19 protein-coding genes and 3 tRNA genes are annotated in these 19911 nt (G+C 47.3%); 14 read left to right on the top strand and 8 right to left on the bottom strand.

Annotation, left to right across the window (positions count from 1 at the left end):
* Positions 1-12: 12 nt before the first annotated feature.
* A complete protein-coding gene (dnaG, locus tag EIH22_RS06435) occupies positions 13-1995 on the top strand; it encodes a DNA primase (RefSeq protein WP_124054980.1) in 1983 nt (660 codons plus the stop codon).
* A gap of 148 nt (positions 1996-2143) precedes the next feature.
* Here dnaG and EIH22_RS06430 read toward each other — a convergent pair whose 3' ends face one another.
* Genes EIH22_RS06430 through EIH22_RS06415 form a run of 4 tightly spaced genes read right to left on the bottom strand, consistent with a single transcriptional unit; the run spans position 2144 to position 3829 of the window.
* Positions 2144-2410, bottom strand: a complete 267-nt coding sequence (locus EIH22_RS06430) for a DUF6457 domain-containing protein (RefSeq protein WP_124054979.1) — start codon at positions 2408-2410, stop codon at positions 2144-2146.
* Positions 2394-3203, bottom strand: a complete 810-nt coding sequence (gene tatC / locus EIH22_RS06425) for a twin-arginine translocase subunit TatC (RefSeq protein WP_235001799.1) — start codon at positions 3201-3203, stop codon at positions 2394-2396. Before tatC ends, EIH22_RS06430 begins: the two co-directional genes overlap by 17 nt.
* Positions 3204-3227: 24 nt before the next feature.
* A complete protein-coding gene (gene tatA, locus EIH22_RS06420) occupies positions 3228-3413 on the bottom strand; it encodes a twin-arginine translocase TatA/TatE family subunit (RefSeq protein WP_124054978.1) in 186 nt (61 codons plus the stop codon).
* 41 nt (positions 3414-3454) lie between these two features.
* A complete protein-coding gene (locus EIH22_RS06415) occupies positions 3455-3829 on the bottom strand; it encodes a Sec-independent protein translocase subunit TatA/TatB (RefSeq protein ID WP_124054977.1) in 375 nt (124 codons plus the stop codon).
* Positions 3830-4054: 225 nt separating this feature from the next.
* On the opposite strand from EIH22_RS06415, the gene EIH22_RS06410 reads away from it, so the two are divergent.
* The 8 genes from EIH22_RS06410 to EIH22_RS06375 all read left to right on the top strand — a co-directional run bounded on the left by EIH22_RS06410 (position 4055) and on the right by EIH22_RS06375 (position 8763).
* Entirely contained in the window at positions 4055-4909 is an 855-nt protein-coding gene (locus EIH22_RS06410; protein ID WP_160149038.1) for a 4Fe-4S dicluster domain-containing protein, read from the top strand.
* 53 nt (positions 4910-4962) lie between these two features.
* Positions 4963-5039 (top strand) — tRNA-Ile (locus EIH22_RS06405).
* A 393-nt stretch (positions 5040-5432) separates the two neighbouring features.
* The gene (locus EIH22_RS06400) at positions 5433-5714 is read left to right on the top strand and encodes a hypothetical protein (protein WP_235001798.1); all 282 of its coding nucleotides are present in this window, start codon (positions 5433-5435) and stop codon (positions 5712-5714) included.
* Between the two features lie 42 nt (positions 5715-5756).
* Positions 5757-6248: a hypothetical protein gene (locus EIH22_RS06395; protein ID WP_124054974.1), complete on the top strand. Its 492-nt coding sequence runs from the start codon at positions 5757-5759 to the stop codon at positions 6246-6248.
* A gap of 173 nt (positions 6249-6421) precedes the next feature.
* Positions 6422-6496 (top strand) — tRNA-Asn (locus tag EIH22_RS06390).
* 174 nt (positions 6497-6670) lie between these two features.
* Complete coding sequence (gene def / locus EIH22_RS06385; protein ID WP_124054973.1) at positions 6671-7162, top strand: peptide deformylase; 492 nt, start codon at positions 6671-6673, stop codon at positions 7160-7162.
* Positions 7159-8127, top strand: coding sequence for a TIGR01777 family oxidoreductase (locus tag EIH22_RS06380; protein ID WP_124054972.1), 969 nt, complete (start codon positions 7159-7161; stop codon positions 8125-8127). Before def ends, EIH22_RS06380 begins: the two co-directional genes overlap by 4 nt.
* A gap of 129 nt (positions 8128-8256) precedes the next feature.
* Positions 8257-8763: a DUF3145 domain-containing protein gene (locus EIH22_RS06375; RefSeq protein WP_124054971.1), complete on the top strand. Its 507-nt coding sequence runs from the start codon at positions 8257-8259 to the stop codon at positions 8761-8763.
* 100 nt (positions 8764-8863) lie between these two features.
* On the opposite strand, the gene EIH22_RS06370 is transcribed toward EIH22_RS06375, so the two are convergent.
* Positions 8864-9328, bottom strand: a complete 465-nt coding sequence (locus EIH22_RS06370) for a hypothetical protein (protein ID WP_124054970.1) — start codon at positions 9326-9328, stop codon at positions 8864-8866.
* Between the two features lie 114 nt (positions 9329-9442).
* On the opposite strand from EIH22_RS06370, the gene EIH22_RS06365 reads away from it, so the two are divergent.
* Together EIH22_RS06365 and EIH22_RS06360 are read left to right on the top strand one after the other, a co-directional pair.
* Entirely contained in the window at positions 9443-10063 is a 621-nt protein-coding gene (locus EIH22_RS06365) for an L-threonylcarbamoyladenylate synthase (RefSeq protein ID WP_124054969.1), read from the top strand.
* A 55-nt stretch (positions 10064-10118) separates the two neighbouring features.
* The gene (locus EIH22_RS06360) at positions 10119-10835 is read left to right on the top strand and encodes an HAD hydrolase-like protein (RefSeq protein ID WP_124054968.1); all 717 of its coding nucleotides are present in this window, start codon (positions 10119-10121) and stop codon (positions 10833-10835) included.
* Between the two features lie 30 nt (positions 10836-10865).
* On the opposite strand, the gene EIH22_RS06355 is transcribed toward EIH22_RS06360, so the two are convergent.
* The 3 genes from EIH22_RS06355 to aceE all read right to left on the bottom strand — a co-directional run bounded on the left by EIH22_RS06355 (position 10866) and on the right by aceE (position 17374).
* On the bottom strand, positions 10866-12677 hold the full coding sequence (locus EIH22_RS06355; protein WP_124054967.1) for an ABC transporter ATP-binding protein: 1812 nt from the start codon (positions 12675-12677) through the stop codon (positions 10866-10868).
* Positions 12674-14446 carry an ABC transporter ATP-binding protein gene (locus EIH22_RS06350; protein WP_124054966.1) on the bottom strand — a complete coding sequence of 591 codons (1773 nt, stop codon included), beginning with the start codon at positions 14444-14446 and terminating at the stop codon, positions 12674-12676. The genes EIH22_RS06355 and EIH22_RS06350 overlap by 4 nt, the downstream gene beginning before the upstream one ends.
* 174 nt (positions 14447-14620) lie before the next feature.
* Positions 14621-17374 carry a pyruvate dehydrogenase (acetyl-transferring), homodimeric type gene (gene aceE, locus EIH22_RS06345; RefSeq protein WP_124054965.1) on the bottom strand — a complete coding sequence of 918 codons (2754 nt, stop codon included), beginning with the start codon at positions 17372-17374 and terminating at the stop codon, positions 14621-14623.
* A gap of 270 nt (positions 17375-17644) precedes the next feature.
* Between aceE and EIH22_RS06340 the strand changes: the two genes are divergently transcribed.
* From EIH22_RS06340 to EIH22_RS06330, 3 genes are all read left to right on the top strand, one after another.
* Complete coding sequence (locus EIH22_RS06340; RefSeq protein ID WP_124054964.1) at positions 17645-18055, top strand: DUF3052 family protein; 411 nt, start codon at positions 17645-17647, stop codon at positions 18053-18055.
* Between the two features lie 146 nt (positions 18056-18201).
* Positions 18202-18274: transfer RNA gene (locus tag EIH22_RS06335), tRNA-Val, on the top strand.
* Between the two features lie 185 nt (positions 18275-18459).
* Positions 18460-19899, top strand: coding sequence for an alanine/glycine:cation symporter family protein (locus EIH22_RS06330; protein WP_124054963.1), 1440 nt, complete (start codon positions 18460-18462; stop codon positions 19897-19899).
* Positions 19900-19911 lie beyond the last annotated feature (12 nt).

Below are 19911 nucleotides of genomic sequence, written 5' to 3'. Positions count from 1 at the left end.
TAGAATACCTTCATGGCTGGATTGATTAAGCGTGAAATTATCGAGGAGGTTCGAGACCGAACCAGGATCGAAGATGTGATTTCTGAATACATCACGCTCAAATCCGCTGGCACTGGCTCGTTGAAAGGGTTATGCCCATTCCACGACGAAAAAACTCCCTCGTTTAATGTCCGTCCGCATGTGGGACGTTGGCATTGTTTCGGTTGCGGAGAAGGCGGGGATGCTATTTCTTTCGTCGAAAAAATCGAGCATATCTCCTTTGTTGAGGCCGTTGAGTTGCTCGCACGAAAGTCTGGTATTCACGTCGAATATGAAGACAACGGCGTGCAATCTTCACGAAATCAAGGTGAACCCACTCGTGCTAGGCTTATCGATGCCAATCGCGTTGCTGAAGAGTTCTATATTCGAAACTTACTTACTCCTGAAGGCCGAGCTGCCAAAGAGTTGCTCTATGAACGCGGCTTTGACGATTCAGTTATTGCTTCGTATCGAATCGGGTATTCGCCTAATACCTGGGATTCGTTACTTAAAGAACTGCGCAAACGTGGGTTTACCGAAAAAGAGATTCTTGCTGCGGGGCTGGTTACCCAAGGAACGCGAGGTGCCTACGATCGTTTTCGTGGCAGAATCATGTGGCCGATTCACTCTATTACGGGTGATCCGATCGGTTTTGGGGCGCGCCGCATGCGCGATGACGACGATGGCCCCAAATATCTCAATACTCCTGAAACAAGTATCTATAAGAAGTCTCAAGTCCTCTATGGTTTAGATCGAGCGAAAAAAGCAATTTCGACCGACCGCAAGATTGTTGTGGTAGAGGGTTATACTGACGTTATGGCCGCACACTTAGCAGGCGTTCCACACGCCGTGGCAACTTGTGGAACAGCGTTTGGTCATGAACATGTGAAGATTGCTAGGCGGCTTTTACGCGATACTCAGGCACCAGGATCCGGCGTCATGCTCCATACAGGCCAGAGTATGGGTGGGGAAGTAATCTTCACCTTTGATGGCGATGCTGCAGGGCAAAAAGCGGCGATTAGGGCTTTCCAAGAAGATCAAAATTTTGGTGCACAGACTTTCGTTGCGATATCACCTGGTGGTTTGGATCCTTGCGAAGTTCGTATGAAATACGGTGATGCCGCGGTGCTGGAGATTATTTCGAGCAGAGAGCCACTCTTTGCATTTGTTATTCGTTCGCTATTGAAGGATCTTCCACTAGAAAATGCCGAGGGGCGTGCAGCGGGTTTGCGGGCAGCATCACCTATCGTTGCTTCTATTAAGGATCGCGTTCTTCGCCACGAATATACCCGTGAACTTTCGGGGTGGCTTGGAATGGATGAAACTTCGGTACAGTTATCTGTTCACGAAGCGGCAAAAGCGTTGAACGCGCAAACACTGGCTATTACTGCAACAACGGAAGACCGTGAGGAAGAAGAACACAGTACTGCTGAGCCTATATTAAAAGAACGCGACTTAATCCGTGATCCGATCGAGAAAGTTGAGCGTGCCGCCCTTGAAATTATGGTTCAGCTTCCCCGTATGGCACAAGAGGCGAATGTACAGAGTTTGCCTAGTCAATCCTTTACTCTCCCTATTCACCGCTATGTCTTTGACACAATTCAAGGAGCTGGTGGCGTAGGGATATTCCAAAACTATATTCACCAGCTTCTTGACCAAGGTGTCGATGAAGAACAAGCTCAAATGGGTGCGACGACGTGGTATGTCAACAAAATCATGGACGGGGCTCCCGATGATGTGAAGTCTGCGATTGCCCATTTGGCTGTTGAACCTATTGCTGAGGATCGTGCTTCAGATATGTGGCGCTACGTTCGAGGAGTGATGATGTCTCTGGTGCGTCACGGATTCATGCGTCAAATCGCAGATCTTCGTAGTGAGATGCAACGGTGCAATGATTCTGAACAACAATCAGTGCTGTTTGCGAGACTTATCGAACTCGAAAATCAGCGTAGGTTATTCGATGAAACTGATACTTAATCCGTTATCGAGAAAAGTCATTATGCGCGTAAAATTGTTTCGAACAACTGGCAGGCTGTAAAGAGTTCCCTGATCCCTAAAGTTTTAATACTTTAGGGATCAGGGAACTCTATATTGTTTGATTCTTGAATCAACTCAGAAGTTAGGTTCAGGATTCGTAGTTTTCAGCCAGTTTCTGAATCGAATCGATAATGTCATGCGGATTCTTAGCTTGGTCTGATCCTGCTAAGTATCCGACCAAGTACGCAGTCAGTGGGGCTCCAGGGCGGGATGGCCCATGAGCCACAGTTGAAATTAATTTCAAGAGTTCTGATTGAACTGGGGCAAGGGTGCCATTTAGCTCAAGCTCATTTTCGACGATTTTAATCCACTGATTCAGTTGGTTTATTTTATCTGCGTCATCGTGGTGTGCCATAGGCATTCCTTTCAGTAGTTGTTAGGTCTGTAATCGTCTTCGATTTCTTTTTCAGGTGTTTTTCATGGAGAGCAGAAATTGCGATAGCAAGCAGGTAAAGAAGAATAAGCACTCCTGCTTGAATGGTCATCGGCCACGGTGATGGGAGCGGATTTGCAATAGCGGCAAAGGTAAATGCCAATACAATTGCCCATCGCCAAGCTTTGAGCATGGACTTGGAACTAAGCATTCCAAGGAAATTCAATACCACAAGAATCTCAGGGATAAGGAAAGAAATTCCGAAAGCCAGTACTAGTCGCGTATAGAAAGTTATGTATGAATCTGCTCTAAGTAATGTAAGTGATTCTGGTGGAGTGAATGAAGCAAGGATCTCAACGGCGCGTGGAATCATAATGATTGCACTGGCAGCTCCAGCAGCAAACAGGATAACTCCCGCGAATCCAAAAACTACCAGACTATTTCGTTCTTTTCTCCGTAGACCTGGAGAAATAAATGCAAAAATCTGGTAGACCCACCAGGGGCTTGCTAAAAGCGTTCCAATCCACAAAGATAGCCGTAGCTTCAAATCAAATGCAGCACCAATCGTTTGAAAATTTAGACGTGCGCTATCTGAATCAATTGCTTTGAGTGGGGATTGAATCCATACCAAAACGGGGTCATATATGTACCATCCGACGATTGAGGCTAGGAATATTCCCGCAATAGACAGCAGAATTCGTTTACGAAGCTCCTGGATATGCATGCGCACGGGCATGACGGCTTCAGGGTTTGGTTTCTTTCGAATCGTTACCATAGTGTAACAGCGAAGCTAGTTTGCCTACTTTGTTCCCTCATTTGTGCCATCACCTAATTCATTGGGCTTTTCGTCTTCGGTGAGTTCCTTCATTTCCTTCTTGAGGATCTTCGCTGACTGGCCAATCGAACGAGCAATGTCAGGTAGCTTGGCTGCTCCGAAAACAATGATAATAACAAGGAGCAAGACAATAATGTGGACTGGCTTCATTTCTTTCCTTCAGTGATATGCGTTGATTAATTATTAAAAGACTAAGGTGTGGAATCGTTAAGTTTCCATGGCGGTGTGACCTTGCGGTCGGAATCTGTGAGCTTCGTACCTGCAGAGGTGTTGTTTTTAGTTGTTAAATTCGATTGTTCCATCCATGCTTGCATTTCTTCTTGAACCGCATCACGAATTACCTGCCGCGGGTCGAGACTCCTAAGATCAAATTCCGAAAGATCCACAGATGGAACATAATTTTCAACTTTCGACTCTTCACGTAATCGTGATGAGAACGCTTTAGCCTTTGCAACTCCGCCTTTGAAAACATGGAGAAATTGAGCGATTGATTTTGGTCCCAAGACGAGCAATGCGACCAATGCAATCACCACAAACTCTGTGCCTGAAATGCCGAAAAACTCCATGACTCGGAGTCTACCGCAAGCTCTCGATCATATATAAAATTCGGAGCAATTGTGTGAACAATGTTTGACGTAAATCGAGTGTTTGTGGTGCAAGCGACGCAGTATGCATTAACTATTAGCGTTCACAATAGATAGGCTTTAGGATACGTAGGCAGGGTAGCCACCATAGAATCTTATCTACGGTTAATACCTAGACCTGTCTCGGCATAAAAAGAAAGGCTGACGGTGGAGAATTCGGAAAATATTCGTTTTCTTTTGCGGTGGTTATTTGCTCGTGATTTGCCGCGCTACGCCGTCGTAACGGGAAGTCGGTCATCGTTAACTAAGAGCCCGCGTGAAACGCAGATTATCCAGTGGAATGATGAGCTCTCCCAAGCGTCTATTGGTCTTCCAGCACAGTTGCTTGCTCTAGGAATTGAGCATGTTTATGTGGAGGTAGACGAAAGCGATGCTGCCTCTGTAGCCCAATTTCATGAATGGGAGAACGTTACTCCCGGTCTCGTCTCTCAGTTCCAAGGTTTTCGCCGTTTCTTTCGACGCGGTGATGACGTGCTCGTCGTCGGTTCGATTCCGTTGCCCAGGAGAGTTATCCTCGGCTTCACTATCGCCGAAAACCCTCCCTTCTCTTTTGTAGGTGACGACGTCGATCGCACCATTCGCGCTCTAGAACTGCTACGTTCTCAGGGAAGGATCGGAGCCTTGTCTGGCCTTGAAAATAAATTGGGTGGCGCGCGCCTGGGTGTAACGGCTTGTACTGCGTGTGGAGTGTGTGTGCGAGCCTGTCCACACGATGCACTGGAGATGGTCGATCGTGAAAAGTCCAGTGTTTTGCTCCACCACGTTGATCTTTGTAGAAATGAAAATCGCTGTGTAAGTTTATGTCCAGAGCAGGGGATTTGGGTGCAAGGCGAAGTAACTCTTAGTGATTTGCTCGAAGATAAAACCAAAAAACTATTTACGGTTACAACAGCGCGATGTGAAAAATGCGGCGCACGCCACCCAGAAAACGAAGGCAGCCTCTGCAAAGTCTGCCAGTTTAAAGAGCTTTCGCCTTTCGGTTCGATCACAATTTCTCGGTAAGGACCGGGTCAAGTTGGCAAAGAAGTGAGTCTTCGATATAACCTAATGACTATGCCCCTGTAGCTCAGACGGTTAGAGCAGGGAACTCATAATTCCAGGGTCGCGGGTTCAAGTCCTGCCGGGGGCACCAAGTAATTCATGCCAAAGAATTCAAATCAGTCAGCCCATGTGCGGAACTGAATAATATTAGTGATACGCCTTGTGAGCAGAGTAAAAAATTAACAATTCTATTCATACGTAAATAATTAGAAAAATCACAAATAATTGTTTGTAGGGTGCTAACCTTTACTTAAGACGGAGCGTAGAGGCGATCGAAGCCTCGAAGTGCTAGTTAACCGAATAGTGCCGCGTGTTTCCGGGTTATGGCAAAGGTATCTCGGAATCTGCTTTGAAATGTCGATGCGCTCCGTTCCCTTTTGCCTGCTCTCCATCGGTGAAATAGTTGATGTGGCGATACGGCCTTGTGGCATATAGGCTGGATCATGGACTTTTAATAGCTCTATTTCTAAGTAGAAGTGGTGTGATGGGCGAATCTTCAAATCGTAGTGAACGTAATATGCTGACGGAGGATCAGGATCTTGCTTTGGGGAATTCTGAAGTGAATGCTGGGGTTGGTCAAAGTTTGACCGAGGATGAGATTGCTCGATTGAAACGCGTGCAGAAGCGGAACTTTATTGTTGCAATTGTGCTCGGAATCATCCTTATGATAAGCGGCTACTTTGCTGGTCAGCACGTCCGTGAAATGCGTTCAGATACCTCGAGGGGTATTGTGCAGAGTATTTCTTCCTCTGAATGTGATGCGTAAGTTAAACGTAAAATATGGCCGATCTAAGGTGAGAAAAGACATATGAAACTTAGCTTGAATCGAAATAAAAATAAGCACCTTGCTAATTTGTTGGGATATATGCCAACAGCATCAAGTGAAGTTGATGGGGATGGTCAGCTTTGGTTAGCCACTTCCCCTACCGAATTAGCGATCGTAAGTGGAAACAAAGTTGAGAGAATCGAATGGTCTGATTTTGCAAATGCTGCTTGGGATGGTGTGAAACGTGAACTGGTGATGGTGTTTATTGATCCTTCTTTGCAGAATCTGCGGTTTGTTCTTATTGACGAATATAGTGAAAATTTCGTGACCGCCGTGCGTGAGAGGATTGATCGGTCGATCGTGTATCAGCAGTTCGTAGAGTTGTCTTCAGGGGTGATTGCTCGAGGCCAGGTGCGTAGAAACTCTGATGAGACCTTGTTTACTCAGATTGTGGTGGATGGTGTAGTTGGTGAGGGTGATAGTAGCATGTTGCATGACCTTGAAGCGGAGCTCCGCGAAGCGGTAGGGCTGTGATCTGGCGGACGGGTAACCGGATGGCTAAAATTACAGGCGAGCGAATGGGACTGTTTGCTAGACCACACATAATTTATTTGTGATAGCCGTCACTTTGGCGAAAATAAGCCAAAAACTTCCCTTCGCTGAATTCGCTTTTGTAAAAAAGTTTGCTAAAGTAATTCAAGTCGCGATCCCGCGTAGCTCAATGGCAGAGCATTCGACTGTTAATCGAACGGTTGTTGGTTCGAGTCCAACCGCGGGAGCCACCAAGACCTCTGATGGAAATATCAGAGGTCTTTTGTTTTCCTAACTATTGTTGCTCTCTTGTTATTGGGGCAGAAAGAGTTGGGATAAACTACTATTGATTGAGCTTATTCCTTGGAGTGAGTATTGGTGGAAAGCAAACCAGTCCAAAATGGATGGTCGATAAGGGAAGAAAAATGACGTACCGCGATATTCGAATTGTTGGAGATCCAGTTTTGCGCACTGTGTGTGCCCCGATCACTGAGGTCACTCCTGGCATCCGCCAACTAGTAGATGATTTGATGGAAAACGTCAACGAACCTGGTCGTGCGGGCTTGGCGGCGAACCAGATTGGACAGTCTTACCGTGCCTTCTCATGGAATATCGACGGCAAACGAGGTTATATCCTTAATCCAGTAATCGTTGAGCTATCAGAAGATGAATACCAAGACGGTGATGAAGGTTGTTTGTCCGTTCCTGAACTATGGTACCCATGCAAGCGTGCTTGGTACGCAAAGGCTGAAGGGATGGACCTTGATGGAAATAAAGTCGTAGTCGAGGGTGAAGAGATCTGGGGTCGGTTGATCCAGCACGAAGTTGACCATTTGGATGGGCACCTCTATATCGATCGTCTTGAGCGTGCGGAGCGTAAGAAAGCGCTACGCGAGATTCGCGCACGTGGAATGTGATTCAAGTGCAGGTGAACACGCAAGGGAAGCGTGTTTTGATAGCGGGAGCAAATGGTTTCATCGGGAAATACCTTTTGCGATCATTGCATAAACAGGGATTCTTGCTTAATGTTTTACAACGGAAATCTTCGAAGCCGTCTCCTGATTCTTTCGTGTTAAATCAATCCGAACTAAATGAAGAATCTGCACGGATTTATTCTTGGTCTCCAGATCAGAAAAAGATTGATTTGGACGCTGTTCGAAACGTTGACGTGGTGCTTTGTCTCAATGGCGCGTCGATTGGCAAGCTGTGGACGCGCTCACACAAACGTAAAATGATTAATTCTCGAATCAATTCTGCTACTACTATCGTGGAAGCGATCTCCCAGCTAAAGCCCGAAGAGCGCCCAGCTGTGATATTAGGTAGTTCAGCGATTGGGTTCTACGGAGATCGAGGAAACGAAATACTTGCCGAAAACAGCTGCAAAGGCCAAGGATTTCTTTCTGATCTCTGCCTCGCCTGGGAAGAAGAATTTAACCAAGCTCAAAAACTTGGGGTCCGAGTGGTGAATATAAGAACCGGGCTCGTTCTTCACCCTTCGGGTGGGATGTTGAAAACTCTCGCTCCTAGTTATCGTCTTTTTGGAGGTATAACCTTCGGTCAGGGCGATAATTGGATGTCTCCAATTTCTCTTTCCGATTACTCTGCCGCTCTTGAATTTTGTATTGAACACGACCAGATATCCGGTCCTGTCAATTTTGTGGTGCCTTCTCCTGTGACTGCACGAGAGTTTACAAAGATTTCTGCAAAGCATTGGAATCAACGTTCATTTCTTAAGCTGCCTAGGGTGTTACTAGCTATATTGCCTGGAAACATGGGTAAAGAGATGATTATTGCATCCCAGCGCGTTGTACCGGAAAAACTCCTTAGCCACGGATTTTTATTTTCGTCACCAACAGTCAATGAAATCTATGAGCGATTTTAAAGGGGGTGTCATTAACTATTGGGCTGGTCGCACTACCATTTTCTTTTTTAGCGGCTATACTAATGCATAGAGCTGTGTCCTCACTGGTGGGTGTTACGGGGAATTTCACCCAAGCTGAGGAGGACCGCGGTGAACGCAAAATATACAACTAGGGGAGTGATCTTTATTCACTCCGTTACTCCGGCTGTTCAACCACATGTTGAATGGGCGGTTACCAGTGTGCTCGGATATCCAGTTCATATCGAGTGGACCAAACAGCCCGCTCAACCACAGATGAATCGTGGGGAAGTTGCTTGGACAGGCGAAGTCGGCACCGGCGCAATGATTGCATCGGCACTTGGTGGCTGGGAACATCTTCGCTTCGAGATCACGGAAGAACCAACTGCGGTTTCTGACGGTGGCCGCTGGTCTTGCACCCCTGGTCTGGGAATCTTCTATGCACAGACCGACCTAGTTGGTAACGTCGTCGTACCAGAAAATCGAATCCGTGCTGCGATTGAACAGTCTAATGGCGACGCCGAAGAGTTACGCAGGCTTCTAGATGTAGCTCTCGGCCAAGCTTGGGATGACGAGCTTGAGGTCTTCCGTTACGCGGGAGCGGGAGCTCCTGTACGCTGGCTTCATAGGGTTGGATAGAGATACTTGACGGGTTTTGGGCAGAACTCTTAATCACACTCGGTGTTGTCCGATGCCGAGTTGATAAAATACCTTGATGAGTCGAAACTAAAAACGAAACCTACTGGAACAAAGTGCGAAGATCTTCGGCACTGGCAAGCTGCGATTCCTCCTCAACGTTGCTTTGTAAGACATCGTTAACTTCGCTCTTGCATTCTATACTCGGTTTACCTTCTGTTTTGGAAGTACTCTCCAAACTGACCGAATTAACGCGTTGTGTGCTAGGAATATCTCTGGGGGAAGTTACCGATTCCTTGGTGAAATCACCTAACGGAACCTTGATGGCTTCGCATAGATCGGATACTCGACTCGCATTACAAATTAATGTATCTGGAATTTCTTTCTTGGACAAGCGCTCAAGCGAGGTGGCAATTGCCCAGATTGAGACGGTATCTAGCGCTAGAGAGTTTCGTAAATCGGTATCGTAACTCGCCTCGCTGGAAGAAATCTCCGGTGCGACTTCAGCTAAGGCGACGTGAAATCGTGCCAAGGCGAGCTGTTGCTCGTCAGTTAATTGAGCATTCATATTTTGTCCTTGCCAAAATTACGTTGATTTGCTTCATTATTAGCGTACCCGATAGGCGCCTGCGCCATTAATCCAGTTACCTGGCTTATAATGGAAAAAGATCAAGGAGCAATCATGGCACATTATGTTGAAGTACATCCAGATAATCCTCAGCAACGGTTGGTTGACCGAATCGTTGAACGCTTGCGTCAGGGCGAAATCGCAGCAATTCCCACTGATTCTGGTTACGCCTTAGTTTCAAAGCTTGGAAACAAAGATGGACTCGAGCGAATTCGAACCATTAGAAACGTAGGAGAACGCCATCACTTTACTTTGCTCTGCCATGACTTTGCTCAGCTAGGAAAACTCGTCATCATCGATAACGCCAATTACCGTTTTATCAAGAGTCTTACGCCCGGTCCCTTCACCTTCATTTTGAAGGGTACGAAAGAGGTACCACGGATGATGCTTCACCCCAAGAAATCGACAGTTGGTGTACGAATTCCTGAACACACCATTACACAGTCGATTGTGGCAACAATGGGTGAGCCGTTACTTTCGTCAACCCTGATTCTTCCTGGGGAAACGGAGCCACAGTCCGAAGGATGGATGATCAACGACGAACTTGGTCACATGATCGATATTGTTGTAGAAGGCCCGGTGGGGGAAAACGGTCCAACGACCGTCGTCGATCTTTCTTCGGGCGATGTCGAAGTACTGCGTGAAGGCGTGCGTGCATCGGAACTATTGCGCTAAGGGCTAGTTTTCATAGAACTTCATAGATATCACAACCAAAGGTAATGAAAGCTACATGAATAAACTTAAAGCGATTCTCTTTGATCTTGATGGGACTTTGACGGATTCAGCTCCTTTGATCTGTGAAGCCATGCATGCCACGATGGAAGAAAAAGCGGGTCGTGATCTGCCACTCGACTCGTTTTTGCGCTATGTAGGGCCACCGCTTCGTGACTCGTTTAAAGAATTGGGAGTCGAAGAAGATCAGATTGAGGATTATATTCAAGACTACCGGCGCCGCTACGTCAAAGTAATGGATCAAACTCCACTTTTTGAGGGAATAGATAATACTTTGCGCGAGATCAAAGATCGGTTAGGAGTACCGCTTCTTATCGCAACATCTAAACAAACTCCACTGGCAAAGGAAGTGTGCGATAACCTTGGTATCACTCCACTTTTGTACAAAGTGTGTGGAGCTCCTTCTGATACGGCTCACAGCACGAAAGCTTTAGTTGTTGCCGACGCGTTGCGTTCCTTGTACGACGATGGCGTGGTTGATATACCTCCGCAGGAAATAGTTACACCTGGCGTACCAAGAAACGATGCGCTCCTTCGTAGCGATGTAGTGATGGTGGGGGATCGTATTTTCGATATTGAAGGTGCAGGTGCACACTGTATTCGAACCATCTTAGTCCAGTGGGGAGACGCTCCTCAAAGCGAACACGATTTGGCGTGGAGAAGCGTGTACACTCAAGCTCAACTCATTGAGACCTTGGAAGAACTAAACTACTGAACATAGCGGATAGTTAAGCTACAGAGTTACTTAGGGTGTCACTCCTGAGTATTCGCCGGCAGCACGGTTAAATTGGGATTGATACAGATCAAAATAGAACCCGTGTTGCTCCATGAGTGAGTTGTGAGTTCCCTGCTCAACAACGTTTCCCTTCACCATTACTAGGATTATATCTGCTTCGCGAATTGTAGAAAGCCGGTGAGCGATAATAAATGAGGTACGTCCGGTACGAAGCTCATTCATCGCTCGTTGGACGAGCATTTCGGTGCGCGTGTCGACCGATGACGTCGCTTCGTCCAAAATTAAAATTTCAGGATCGGATATATATGCGCGCGCAATAGTTAGTAGCTGTTTTTCGCCACTTGACAACCCCCCATCGTCATCGCTCACCAGCGTGTCGTAGCCATCAGGAAGCTGGCGAATTAAACGATCCACGCCGGTTGCTTGTGCCGCGCTAACGATCTCATCTCGGCTGGAATCTGGTTTTCCATAACCGATATTTTCGGCAATTGTTCCCTCAAAGAGCCAGGTATCTTGCAGAACCATTCCCACCTTTGAACGCAAGGAATCTTTAGAAAACTCCGAAATATTTTGCCCATCGATTTTAATTGATCCGCTATCGACGTCATAGAACCGCATGATTAAATTAACCAAAGTCGTCTTTCCAGCTCCGGTTGGACCAACAATTGCAACTTGTTGACCACGCCGTACCTGAAGATCTAAATGGGAAAGGACTGGTTCACCCGGATGGTATCCAAAGGAAACGTCGTCGAACTCTAAAGAACCGTTATCTAATTGAGCTTTTAGTTCCGTTGTGGAGTCGACCGGCATTTCTTCCGAGTCTAGGAAGTCGAAAATTCGTTCTGCCGAGGCTGCTCCCGATTGAATTAAGTTCGCAATTGAAGCAAGCGTTCCGATGGGGTGGTTGAGTTGACGCGAATATTGAATGAAAGCTTGGATTCCTCCGATTGATAACGATCCGCCAAGCACCTGAAACGCACCGACGACGGCGACGATCACGAAAGATAGATTGGCAACGAATCCCATGATGGGTTGCGTGAGCTGAGAGAGGAACTGTCCTTTAAATCCCGCATCGAATAGTTCGTTGTTAAGTTGATCGAATTCACCTTCACGCGAGGTTTGCATGTTGTAAAGCGAAACAACTTCGTGCCCAGAAAATGTTTCTTCCACGATGGCTGAAACTTCGCCGGTCTTAGCCCACTGCTTTTTAAATTGTGGTTTTGAGAGCTTGAGAATCTTCGTCATGGCAAAGATACCCACCGGAAGCACGGCTAAAGTTAGGAGCGCAAGAGACCACGATATCCAGAGCATCATTGCGAATATCCCGATCACCATATAGATCGAGGAGATCACTTGGCTAAAGGTCTGCATCAGAGTTTGATTGACGTTATCGACGTCGTTTGTGACGCGCGATAACAAATCCCCACGTTGATGATGGTCTACGTATGCCAAAGGCAACCGATCAATTTTTGCTTGGGCTTCCTTACGTAGCTTAAAACCGAGGTTTTGGACGATGATACGAATAATAATGCCGGCAATAAAGTTCATAACTGCGTTTACAATATAGAGACCGACGACGAACAACAAGATATTTCGCAGCAATGAAAAATCAATACCATTCGTTTGTAACCCATCAACGATCACATTGGTAGCATCGCCTAGGAATTTTGGTGCCGCAACCGAGGCGATGGTGGCTATTAAGGCGAAAATTATGATAAAGCTAATCCGTAAGCGTTCCGGTTTCAGTAGTCGAGCGAGGCGTTTGAGAGAGCCCTTAGTGTCGCGCGATTTTGCTGTTGGGTCGAATCCATGATCTCTCATTTTGCCTCCTCCGCAGTGAGCTGGGATTGAACAATTTCTCGATAAGTTTTGCAGGAAGTTAAGAGCTCGTTGTGAGTTCCCTGACCAACGATATTTCCCTTATCAAGGACGAAGATTTCGTGGGCATCGCGGATTGTGGAGATTCGCTGTGCAACGATAAGGACGCATATATCCTGGAGCGACTCTCTTAACGATTCCCTTAGCCGCGCGTCAGTTGAGTAGTCGAGGGCTGAAAAGGAATCGTCAAAGATCAACAACTCTGCTTCCCGGTGACCCGTTGTATCGGGTAGGCAACGGTAAAGTGCTCGGGCAATAGTTAGCCGTTGACGTTGACCGCCCGAGAAATTCTTTCCACCTGATTCGACGTTTGCGTGGATATTTCCATCGAGTTCAGAGACGAAATCCCAAGCTTGGGCGAGTTTAAGTGCATGGGTGACGCGTTCGTCGTCGATTTCTGAAAACGACCCCAAGGCTCCCGCAACATTCGAGGCAATTGTGCCTGAAAACAAGAACGCACGTTGCGGGACGACCGCGATTCTTGAACGTAAGTCGTGGAGACTTAATTCAGCAACAGAAATATTACCAGCGGACACGACCCCACCGCTTGCATCGATGAGTCTAGGGAATAGTCGTACCAGAGAACTTTTCCCCGATCCTGTGGAGCCAATTAACGCAGTCGTGTGTCCGGGTTGAAGCTTCATTGAAATATCGTTAAGAACAGGTTCTTCGGCTCCAGGGTATTGAAGAGAAACCTTTGAAAGTTCAAAGCTTAATGTGCCGTCAGGTAACCGACGAGGGGTGGTAGGTTCGAGGATGGAAGGTTGGTGATCCCTGATTTCGGCAATGCGCTTGGCTGAAATTTCACCACGCGGGTACATCATTGCCATCATTCCAGACATCATCACGGACATCAGAATCATCATGAGATAGTTGATATATGCTGTGAGTGCGCCAACATTCATCATTCCTAATTCGATGCGCTGACCACCGAACCAGATAATTGCGGTGGAGGATAGACCCACAATTAAGAAAGCCATCGGAAGAAGAAAAGCCCAAAGCCAGCCGATTTGCAACCAAATGCTACGAAGTCCGTGGTTGGCATCGTCGAATTTTTTCGTTTCTGTTCCTTGCCGAACAAAGGCGCGAATTACACGAACTCCAGCTAATTGCTCTCGAAGCAAGGTATTGATTCTATCGACTCGTTTTTGTTGGACTTGGTAACGTGGTGTCAAAAGAGCCATGATCGTGCCGATTAAGATTGCAAGGGCTGGCACGATGATTAGCAATAACTTTGAAAGACTGGTGTCTTGTTCAATCGCCATTATGATTCCACCGATTCCCATAATTGGTGCAGTGATCATGATAGTAAACGTCATTAAAATGACCATTTGCATCTGGGTGATGTCGTTAGTGGCGCGGGTAATGAGGGTGGGAGCACCGAATTTATGCTGATCAATAGATGAAAATTTTTGAATGTGCTTGAAAGTGTGGGCGCGAAGTTCACGACCAAATTGCATGGCCGTTTTTGATCCGAAGTAGATTGCGCCAACCATGAAGGCAACCTGTAGGAGAGATATCACCAACATGAGCCCACCGCGACTATAAATGACCGAGCGATCATTGCCAAGAATTCCATGGTCGATGATGTCTGCATTAATTGACGGTAGCCATAGGGAAAGAATGATTTGCCCTAGTTGAAAAAGAATAATTGCTGCGAGGCTGAGTTTTCGGTGTTGAAGGAATTCCCAAGCCGTGTGAATCAATTTCATAATGCTCTCAAGTAATTAAGTATTAAATTTCCTAAATTTAGATTACGGCAATGTGGTGAGTGAAGCATAGATTAAGGCGTGTGCTTCATAACAGTAAGGGTGGCTGGTTGAGAACCTTGGGATTCTCAACCAGCCACCCTTACGTGAGTCACTGAAGAGTGACATTAGCTAGCTCTAAGCAACTTCGTTTGGATCAGAAACTCCGGATTCTCCAGCGTTTGGATTGAATAGGTCGTACTTGTCAATCGCTTGCTTGACTACCGAACGATCAATCTTTCCTTGATCTGCCAATGCTTGCAAGGAACGAACCACCATCGAAGCGGCATCAATCTTGAAGTGACGACGAGCGGCAGCGCGGGTATCGGAAACACCGAAGCCATTTGCACCGAGCACGTAGTAGTCACCTGGGATCCATGGGCGTACCGAATCTTGGTTCTGCTTCTCGAAGTCAGAAGAAGCGATAAACGGACCTTCTTCGTTCTTCAAACGGCTGGTGAGCCAAGCTTCGCGTGGCTCTTCTTCCGGATGAAGGAAGTTGTACTCGTCGGCAGCCAGGCCATCTTTGCGAAGCTCATACCATGAGGTCACAGACCATACGGCTGCGGAGATTCCCCAGTCGTTGCGTAGCATATTACGAGCTTCCCGAGCCCATGGAACACCGACGCCGGAAGCGAGGAGTTGGACCTTGTGACCTTCGCCTTCGGCAGCATCAACCTGGTAAATACCCTTGATGATTCCATCGACGTCTACGTTTTCTGGCTCTGCTGGCTGGTGAATTGGTTCGTTATAGATGCTCATGTAGTACATGACGTTCTGGTCACGACCATCGGAACCATCGCCGTACATGCGAATGATGCCGTCACGAACAATGTGGCGAATTTCGTATGCGTAGGCAGGATCGTACTGGACAATCGCAGGGTTGGTCGATGCGATGACGTGTGAGTGGCCATCCAAGTGCTGGAGACCTTCACCTGTCAAAGTGGTACGACCTGCCGTAGCTCCCATAATGAAGCCACGAGCCATCTGGTCAGCAGCATGCCAGAACTGATCGCCGGTGCGCTGGAATCCGAACATTGAGTAGAAGATATAGATCGGAACCATTGGGATTCCATGGGTGGCGTAGGAGGTGCCTACTGCTGTAAATGCAGCGTTTGAACCGGCTTCGGTGATACCGGTATGAAGAATCTGACCCTTTTCGGATTCCTTGTAGGAAAGAAGAAGGTCGGAATCAACTGCGGTGTAGTGCTGACCGTGAACGTTGAAGATCTTTGCGGTTGGGAATAGTGCGTCCAAACCGAAAGTACGCGCTTCGTCAGGAATGATTGGAACGATGCGGTGTCCGAATTCCTTGTCACGAATTAGGTCTTTCATGAGACGTACAAAGCCCATGGTACTTGCGACCTTCTGCTTACCAGATCCGCCCTTAAGAACGTCGTAAACCTTGTCCTTTGGAAGAGTAATTCCCTGTTCAACCACACGGCGTTCTGGTAGATATCCACCAAGTTCACGACGACGGTCTAGCATGTACTGAAGCGCAGGAGCATTTGGATCAGGTTTGAAGTATGGAGCATTGTATGGATCTTCAAGCTGATCATCAGAGAAGTCTAGATGAAGGGTGTCTCGCAACAGCTTCAAATCGTTGGAATTGAGCTTCTTCATCTGGTGGGTGGAGTTACGTCCGGCGAAGTTTGAGCCGAGCGAGTAGCCCTTCACCGTATGAGCAAGAATGACGGTTGGCTGATCCTTGTGGTCAACTGCGGCCTTGTAAGCTGCATATACCTTTCGGTAATCGTGGCCACCGCGCTTCATGGCGAAGATCTTCTCATCGCTCCAATCCGCAACCATAGCCTTGGTGCGAGGATCGCGACCAAAGAAGTTTTCGCGGATATAACCGCCATCGTTAGCCTTAAACGTCTGGTAGTCACCGTCAAGGGTGTTGTTCATAATATTGACGAGTGCGCGATCCTTATCAGCAAGGAGTAGTTCGTCCCATTCGCGTCCCCAGATAACCTTGATAACGTTCCAGCCGGCACCCCTGAACGAAGCTTCGAGCTCCTGGATAATCTGGCCGTTTCCGCGAACAGGGCCGTCAAGGCGCTGAAGGTTACAGTTGATAACGAAAGTGAGGTTGTCTAGGTTTTGACCTGATGCAAGGTGGAGCAAACCACGTGACTCAACTTCGTCCATTTCGCCGTCGCCCATAAACGCCCAAACATGTTGCTGGGAAGTATCCTTTAGACCGCGATCATGGAGGTAGCGGTTGTACCAAGCCTGGTAGATTGCAGAGATAGGTCCAAGACCGAGCGACACGGTTGGGAACTCCCAGAAATCAGGGAGCTGGCGTGGGTGTGGGTACGAAGGTAGTCCTTTGCCACCCGACTGGCGTGATACCTGCTGACGGAATGAATCGAGATCTGCTTCGCTCAGACGACCTTCGAGGTAGGCGCGAGCGTAGTTACCAGGTGATGAATGACCTTGGAAGAATACTTGATCGCCACCGCCAGGGGAATTCTTGCCGCGGAAGAACCAGTTGTGACCGACTTCGTAAAGAGTTGCTTGAGCTGCGAAGGATGAGATGTGTCCGCCAACTGCAATGCCTGGACGCTGAGCACGTGTTACTTGAACTGCCGCATTCCAACGAATCCAACGGCGGAATTCGCGTTCGAGTTTCTCGTCGCCTGGGTAGAAAGGCTCATCGTCGATGCCGATGGTGTTTACGTACGGTGTAACGAGGTTGCCTGGTAAGCGAACTCCGCGCTCACGTGCACGTCGTTCCATTGCCATTAACAGATAACGAGCACGAGCGTCGCCCTGAGCGTCGATAAGTCCGTCGATGGACTCTAGCCACTCTTGTGTTTCTTCTCTATCAACATCCGGTACCTGACTGAGCAATCCATTGATCAGCGGGCGAATAGGAACTTGACTCACGTTGTCTCCCTTACTTACTTGCTTGTGGGAGGTCGGCAAATCGCAAACTTGATTTCAAAAAGCGGTTGTTGACCTCTCCTTAATTCCAAATGTACCGGATTTGGGTCAAAAGCCCTACATTCTTTAACAATTTTCAAATGGGAGACCACTCACGTTTTTAAATGCTTTGAATTCCCGATTTTGAGGTGCTAGTGAGATAACAAGACTTTAGAATATTTCGTGATGTAACTTATAAGGGTTACACATAGCGTCTTGAAAGGACGGTTTCGAGTGTCCGGCATCATTACCGGTGAAAAATTAGGCTTTAAGCAAGGCAATGTCGTACAGGAGTTCGGATTTGACGACGACGTTGATTTTGATTTGCGCGATTCTATTGAAGGTATCACCGGCGAACAGTTAGAAGACGAAGATTATCGTGGAGTTGCGGATGCTGTGATTGCGTGGTGGCGTTCCGACGACGGTAACGTGGATGATCTTACGGACTATTTGGTTGATTGTGCTGCTTCGCTTGACTCAGGTGCTGGTGTTATCTGGTGTTTGGTTCCTATTGGATCCTCAGAATTCCATGTGACGACGGCGGATGTTGCGGAAGCTTCTAAAACAGCGGGTTTGTCGATTCCAACTTCTGTTGCCCTAGGTGGGAACTGGACCGCATACCGAATTTCCTCTCGTGGGCACTGATTTCCCTAGTTTTGCTGGAAAACTTCACCTTGATGTCGCTTAAATTTGAACGAGCGGTTCATTGCGAGAATGTATTGCAATGAGCCGCTCGTCACGTTTCGGGGATGAATTTGGAATTTAGAACTGTTTCTGGATATGCTTCTAACGGACTCTTAGCTCAGTTGGTAGAGCACCTGGTTTACACCCAGGTTGTCATCGGTTCGAGTCCGGTAGGGTCCACTAAAGTTCCTCTCCAGTTTCTGGAGAGGAACTTTTATTTATATCCCACAAATTATTTCCAATCGTTGAGCAATTTTGCGCTAATTTACTTTTTCTTTATAAAATCCTTGAAGCGTCAAAAGATATCTCGTAGGAATTGTTTAATGTGAACAGCTCTTTCGAGATCCGTCGATAGGAAAACATCTATGGCTGACACGATTGCTACGTTCTTCGGTTCGATTTCGGACTTTATCTATACGTACATTCTGATTGCACTACTTCTTTGTGCCGGCATCTACTTCACCATTCGCACCCGAGCGGTACAGTTTACCAATTTCGGGCAAATGGTCCGAACGGTTTTTTCATCCCGTGAATCTCGTGATGGGGGAATCTCATCGTTTCAAGCTTTTGCAATCGGACTCGCATCGCGCGTGGGGACTGGAAACATCGCAGGTGTAGCAATTGCTCTTGTTCTAGGTGGACCAGGAGCCGTGTTCTGGATGTGGATCGTTGCCCTTTTAGGTATGGCAACGGCATTTATCGAAGCCACTATGGCGCAACTCTTTAAGGTTCGTTGGTATGACGGTACCTTCCGTGGCGGTCCGGCATTCTATATTCAACGTGGTCTAGGCTCACGTAAATGGGGATTCGCATTTGCGATCTTCCTAGTATTCTCTTTCGGTATTTCCTACGAAATGGTGCAGGCAAATACAATTGCAGCGACCTTAAATGACCACTACAATGTGAACCCCTGGGTTACCGCCGCATTCCTATTTGTACTCACGGGAATCGTCGTCTTTGGTGGCCTCAAACGTGTTGCAAAGGTAACCGAATGGATGGCTCCGGTTATGGCGTTGGTTTATGTTGCAATCGCATTGATGGTAATCGTCATGAACCTCGATAACATCCTCCCGATCTTCAAGCTGATTTTCGCTTCAGCATTCGGTCTAGAACAAGGCCTTGCGGGTACTGCGGGCGGTCTCGTCGCAGCTATGTTAAATGGAACTCGTCGTGGATTATTCTCCAACGAAGCGGGTGAAGGTTCGGCTCCAAACGCCGCCTCAACCGCACAGGTTTCGCACCCTGTTAAGCAGGGGTATATACAGGCAATGGGCGTATTTGTTGATACGATTTTGGTTTGTTCGGCAACTGCTTTTATCATCTTGAATTCACTTGGTCAGGTCTACAAGCCCGGTGAGGAAACAGCTGTAGATGGCGCTTCGCTCACTATTGCCGCAGCTAGCTACGAACTAGGTGAATGGATTGTGCCGATTATGGTTATCCTCATTCTCGTGTTCTGTTATTCCTCGATTATTGGTAACTTCGCCTACGCCGAAATCAACATTGATTTCATGACCAAGGGCAAGAAGTGGGGATCGAAGGTACTTGGTGTGATCGTTGTTGCCTCGGTGGTTATTGGATCGGTGTCCTCGTTAAATGCAGTGTGGAACTTTGCAGATATCACCATGGCAGGTATGGCTATGATTAACCTTGTTGCCATCGTTCTCCTTGGGAAGTGGGTATTCGGTGCCCTTAAGGACTATCGCGAGGACCCTGAACGTCCGTTCGTTGCAACAAATAACCCAAATATGCCAGGTGAACTCCCAACCGACATTTGGGTAGAGCGTGAAAACGCTCAGGCGTAGTCATATATACAA

It is taken from the genome of Arcanobacterium ihumii, from assembly GCF_900604515.1.
Classification (GTDB): domain Bacteria; phylum Actinomycetota; class Actinomycetes; order Actinomycetales; family Actinomycetaceae; genus Arcanobacterium_A; species Arcanobacterium_A ihumii.
Note: the sequence above shows the minus strand (reverse complement) of the source record. Positions and strands in the feature narration are given on the sequence as shown.

Bases quoted from the DNA above. Each gene is read 5' to 3' on its own strand.
- dnaG (WP_124054980.1), top strand. From the start codon at position 13: ATGGCTGGATTGATTAAGCGTGAAATTATCGAGGAGGTTCGAGACCGA.
- EIH22_RS06430 (WP_124054979.1), bottom strand. From the start codon at position 2,410: ATGGCACACCACGATGACGCAGATAAAATAAACCAACTGAATCAGTGG.
- tatC (WP_235001799.1), bottom strand. From the start codon at position 3,203: ATGGTAACGATTCGAAAGAAACCAAACCCTGAAGCCGTCATGCCCGTG.
- tatA (WP_124054978.1), bottom strand. From the start codon at position 3,413: ATGAAGCCAGTCCACATTATTGTCTTGCTCCTTGTTATTATCATTGTT.
- EIH22_RS06415 (WP_124054977.1), bottom strand. From the start codon at position 3,829: ATGGAGTTTTTCGGCATTTCAGGCACAGAGTTTGTGGTGATTGCATTG.
- EIH22_RS06400 (WP_235001798.1), top strand. From the start codon at position 5,433: ATGGGCGAATCTTCAAATCGTAGTGAACGTAATATGCTGACGGAGGAT.
- EIH22_RS06395 (WP_124054974.1), top strand. From the start codon at position 5,757: ATGAAACTTAGCTTGAATCGAAATAAAAATAAGCACCTTGCTAATTTG.
- def (WP_124054973.1), top strand. From the start codon at position 6,671: ATGACGTACCGCGATATTCGAATTGTTGGAGATCCAGTTTTGCGCACT.
- EIH22_RS06370 (WP_124054970.1), bottom strand. From the start codon at position 9,328: ATGAATGCTCAATTAACTGACGAGCAACAGCTCGCCTTGGCACGATTT.
- EIH22_RS06365 (WP_124054969.1), top strand. From the start codon at position 9,443: ATGGCACATTATGTTGAAGTACATCCAGATAATCCTCAGCAACGGTTG.
- EIH22_RS06360 (WP_124054968.1), top strand. From the start codon at position 10,119: ATGAATAAACTTAAAGCGATTCTCTTTGATCTTGATGGGACTTTGACG.
- EIH22_RS06355 (WP_124054967.1), bottom strand. From the start codon at position 12,677: ATGAGAGATCATGGATTCGACCCAACAGCAAAATCGCGCGACACTAAG.
- EIH22_RS06350 (WP_124054966.1), bottom strand. From the start codon at position 14,446: ATGAAATTGATTCACACGGCTTGGGAATTCCTTCAACACCGAAAACTC.
- EIH22_RS06330 (WP_124054963.1), top strand. From the start codon at position 18,460: ATGGCTGACACGATTGCTACGTTCTTCGGTTCGATTTCGGACTTTATC.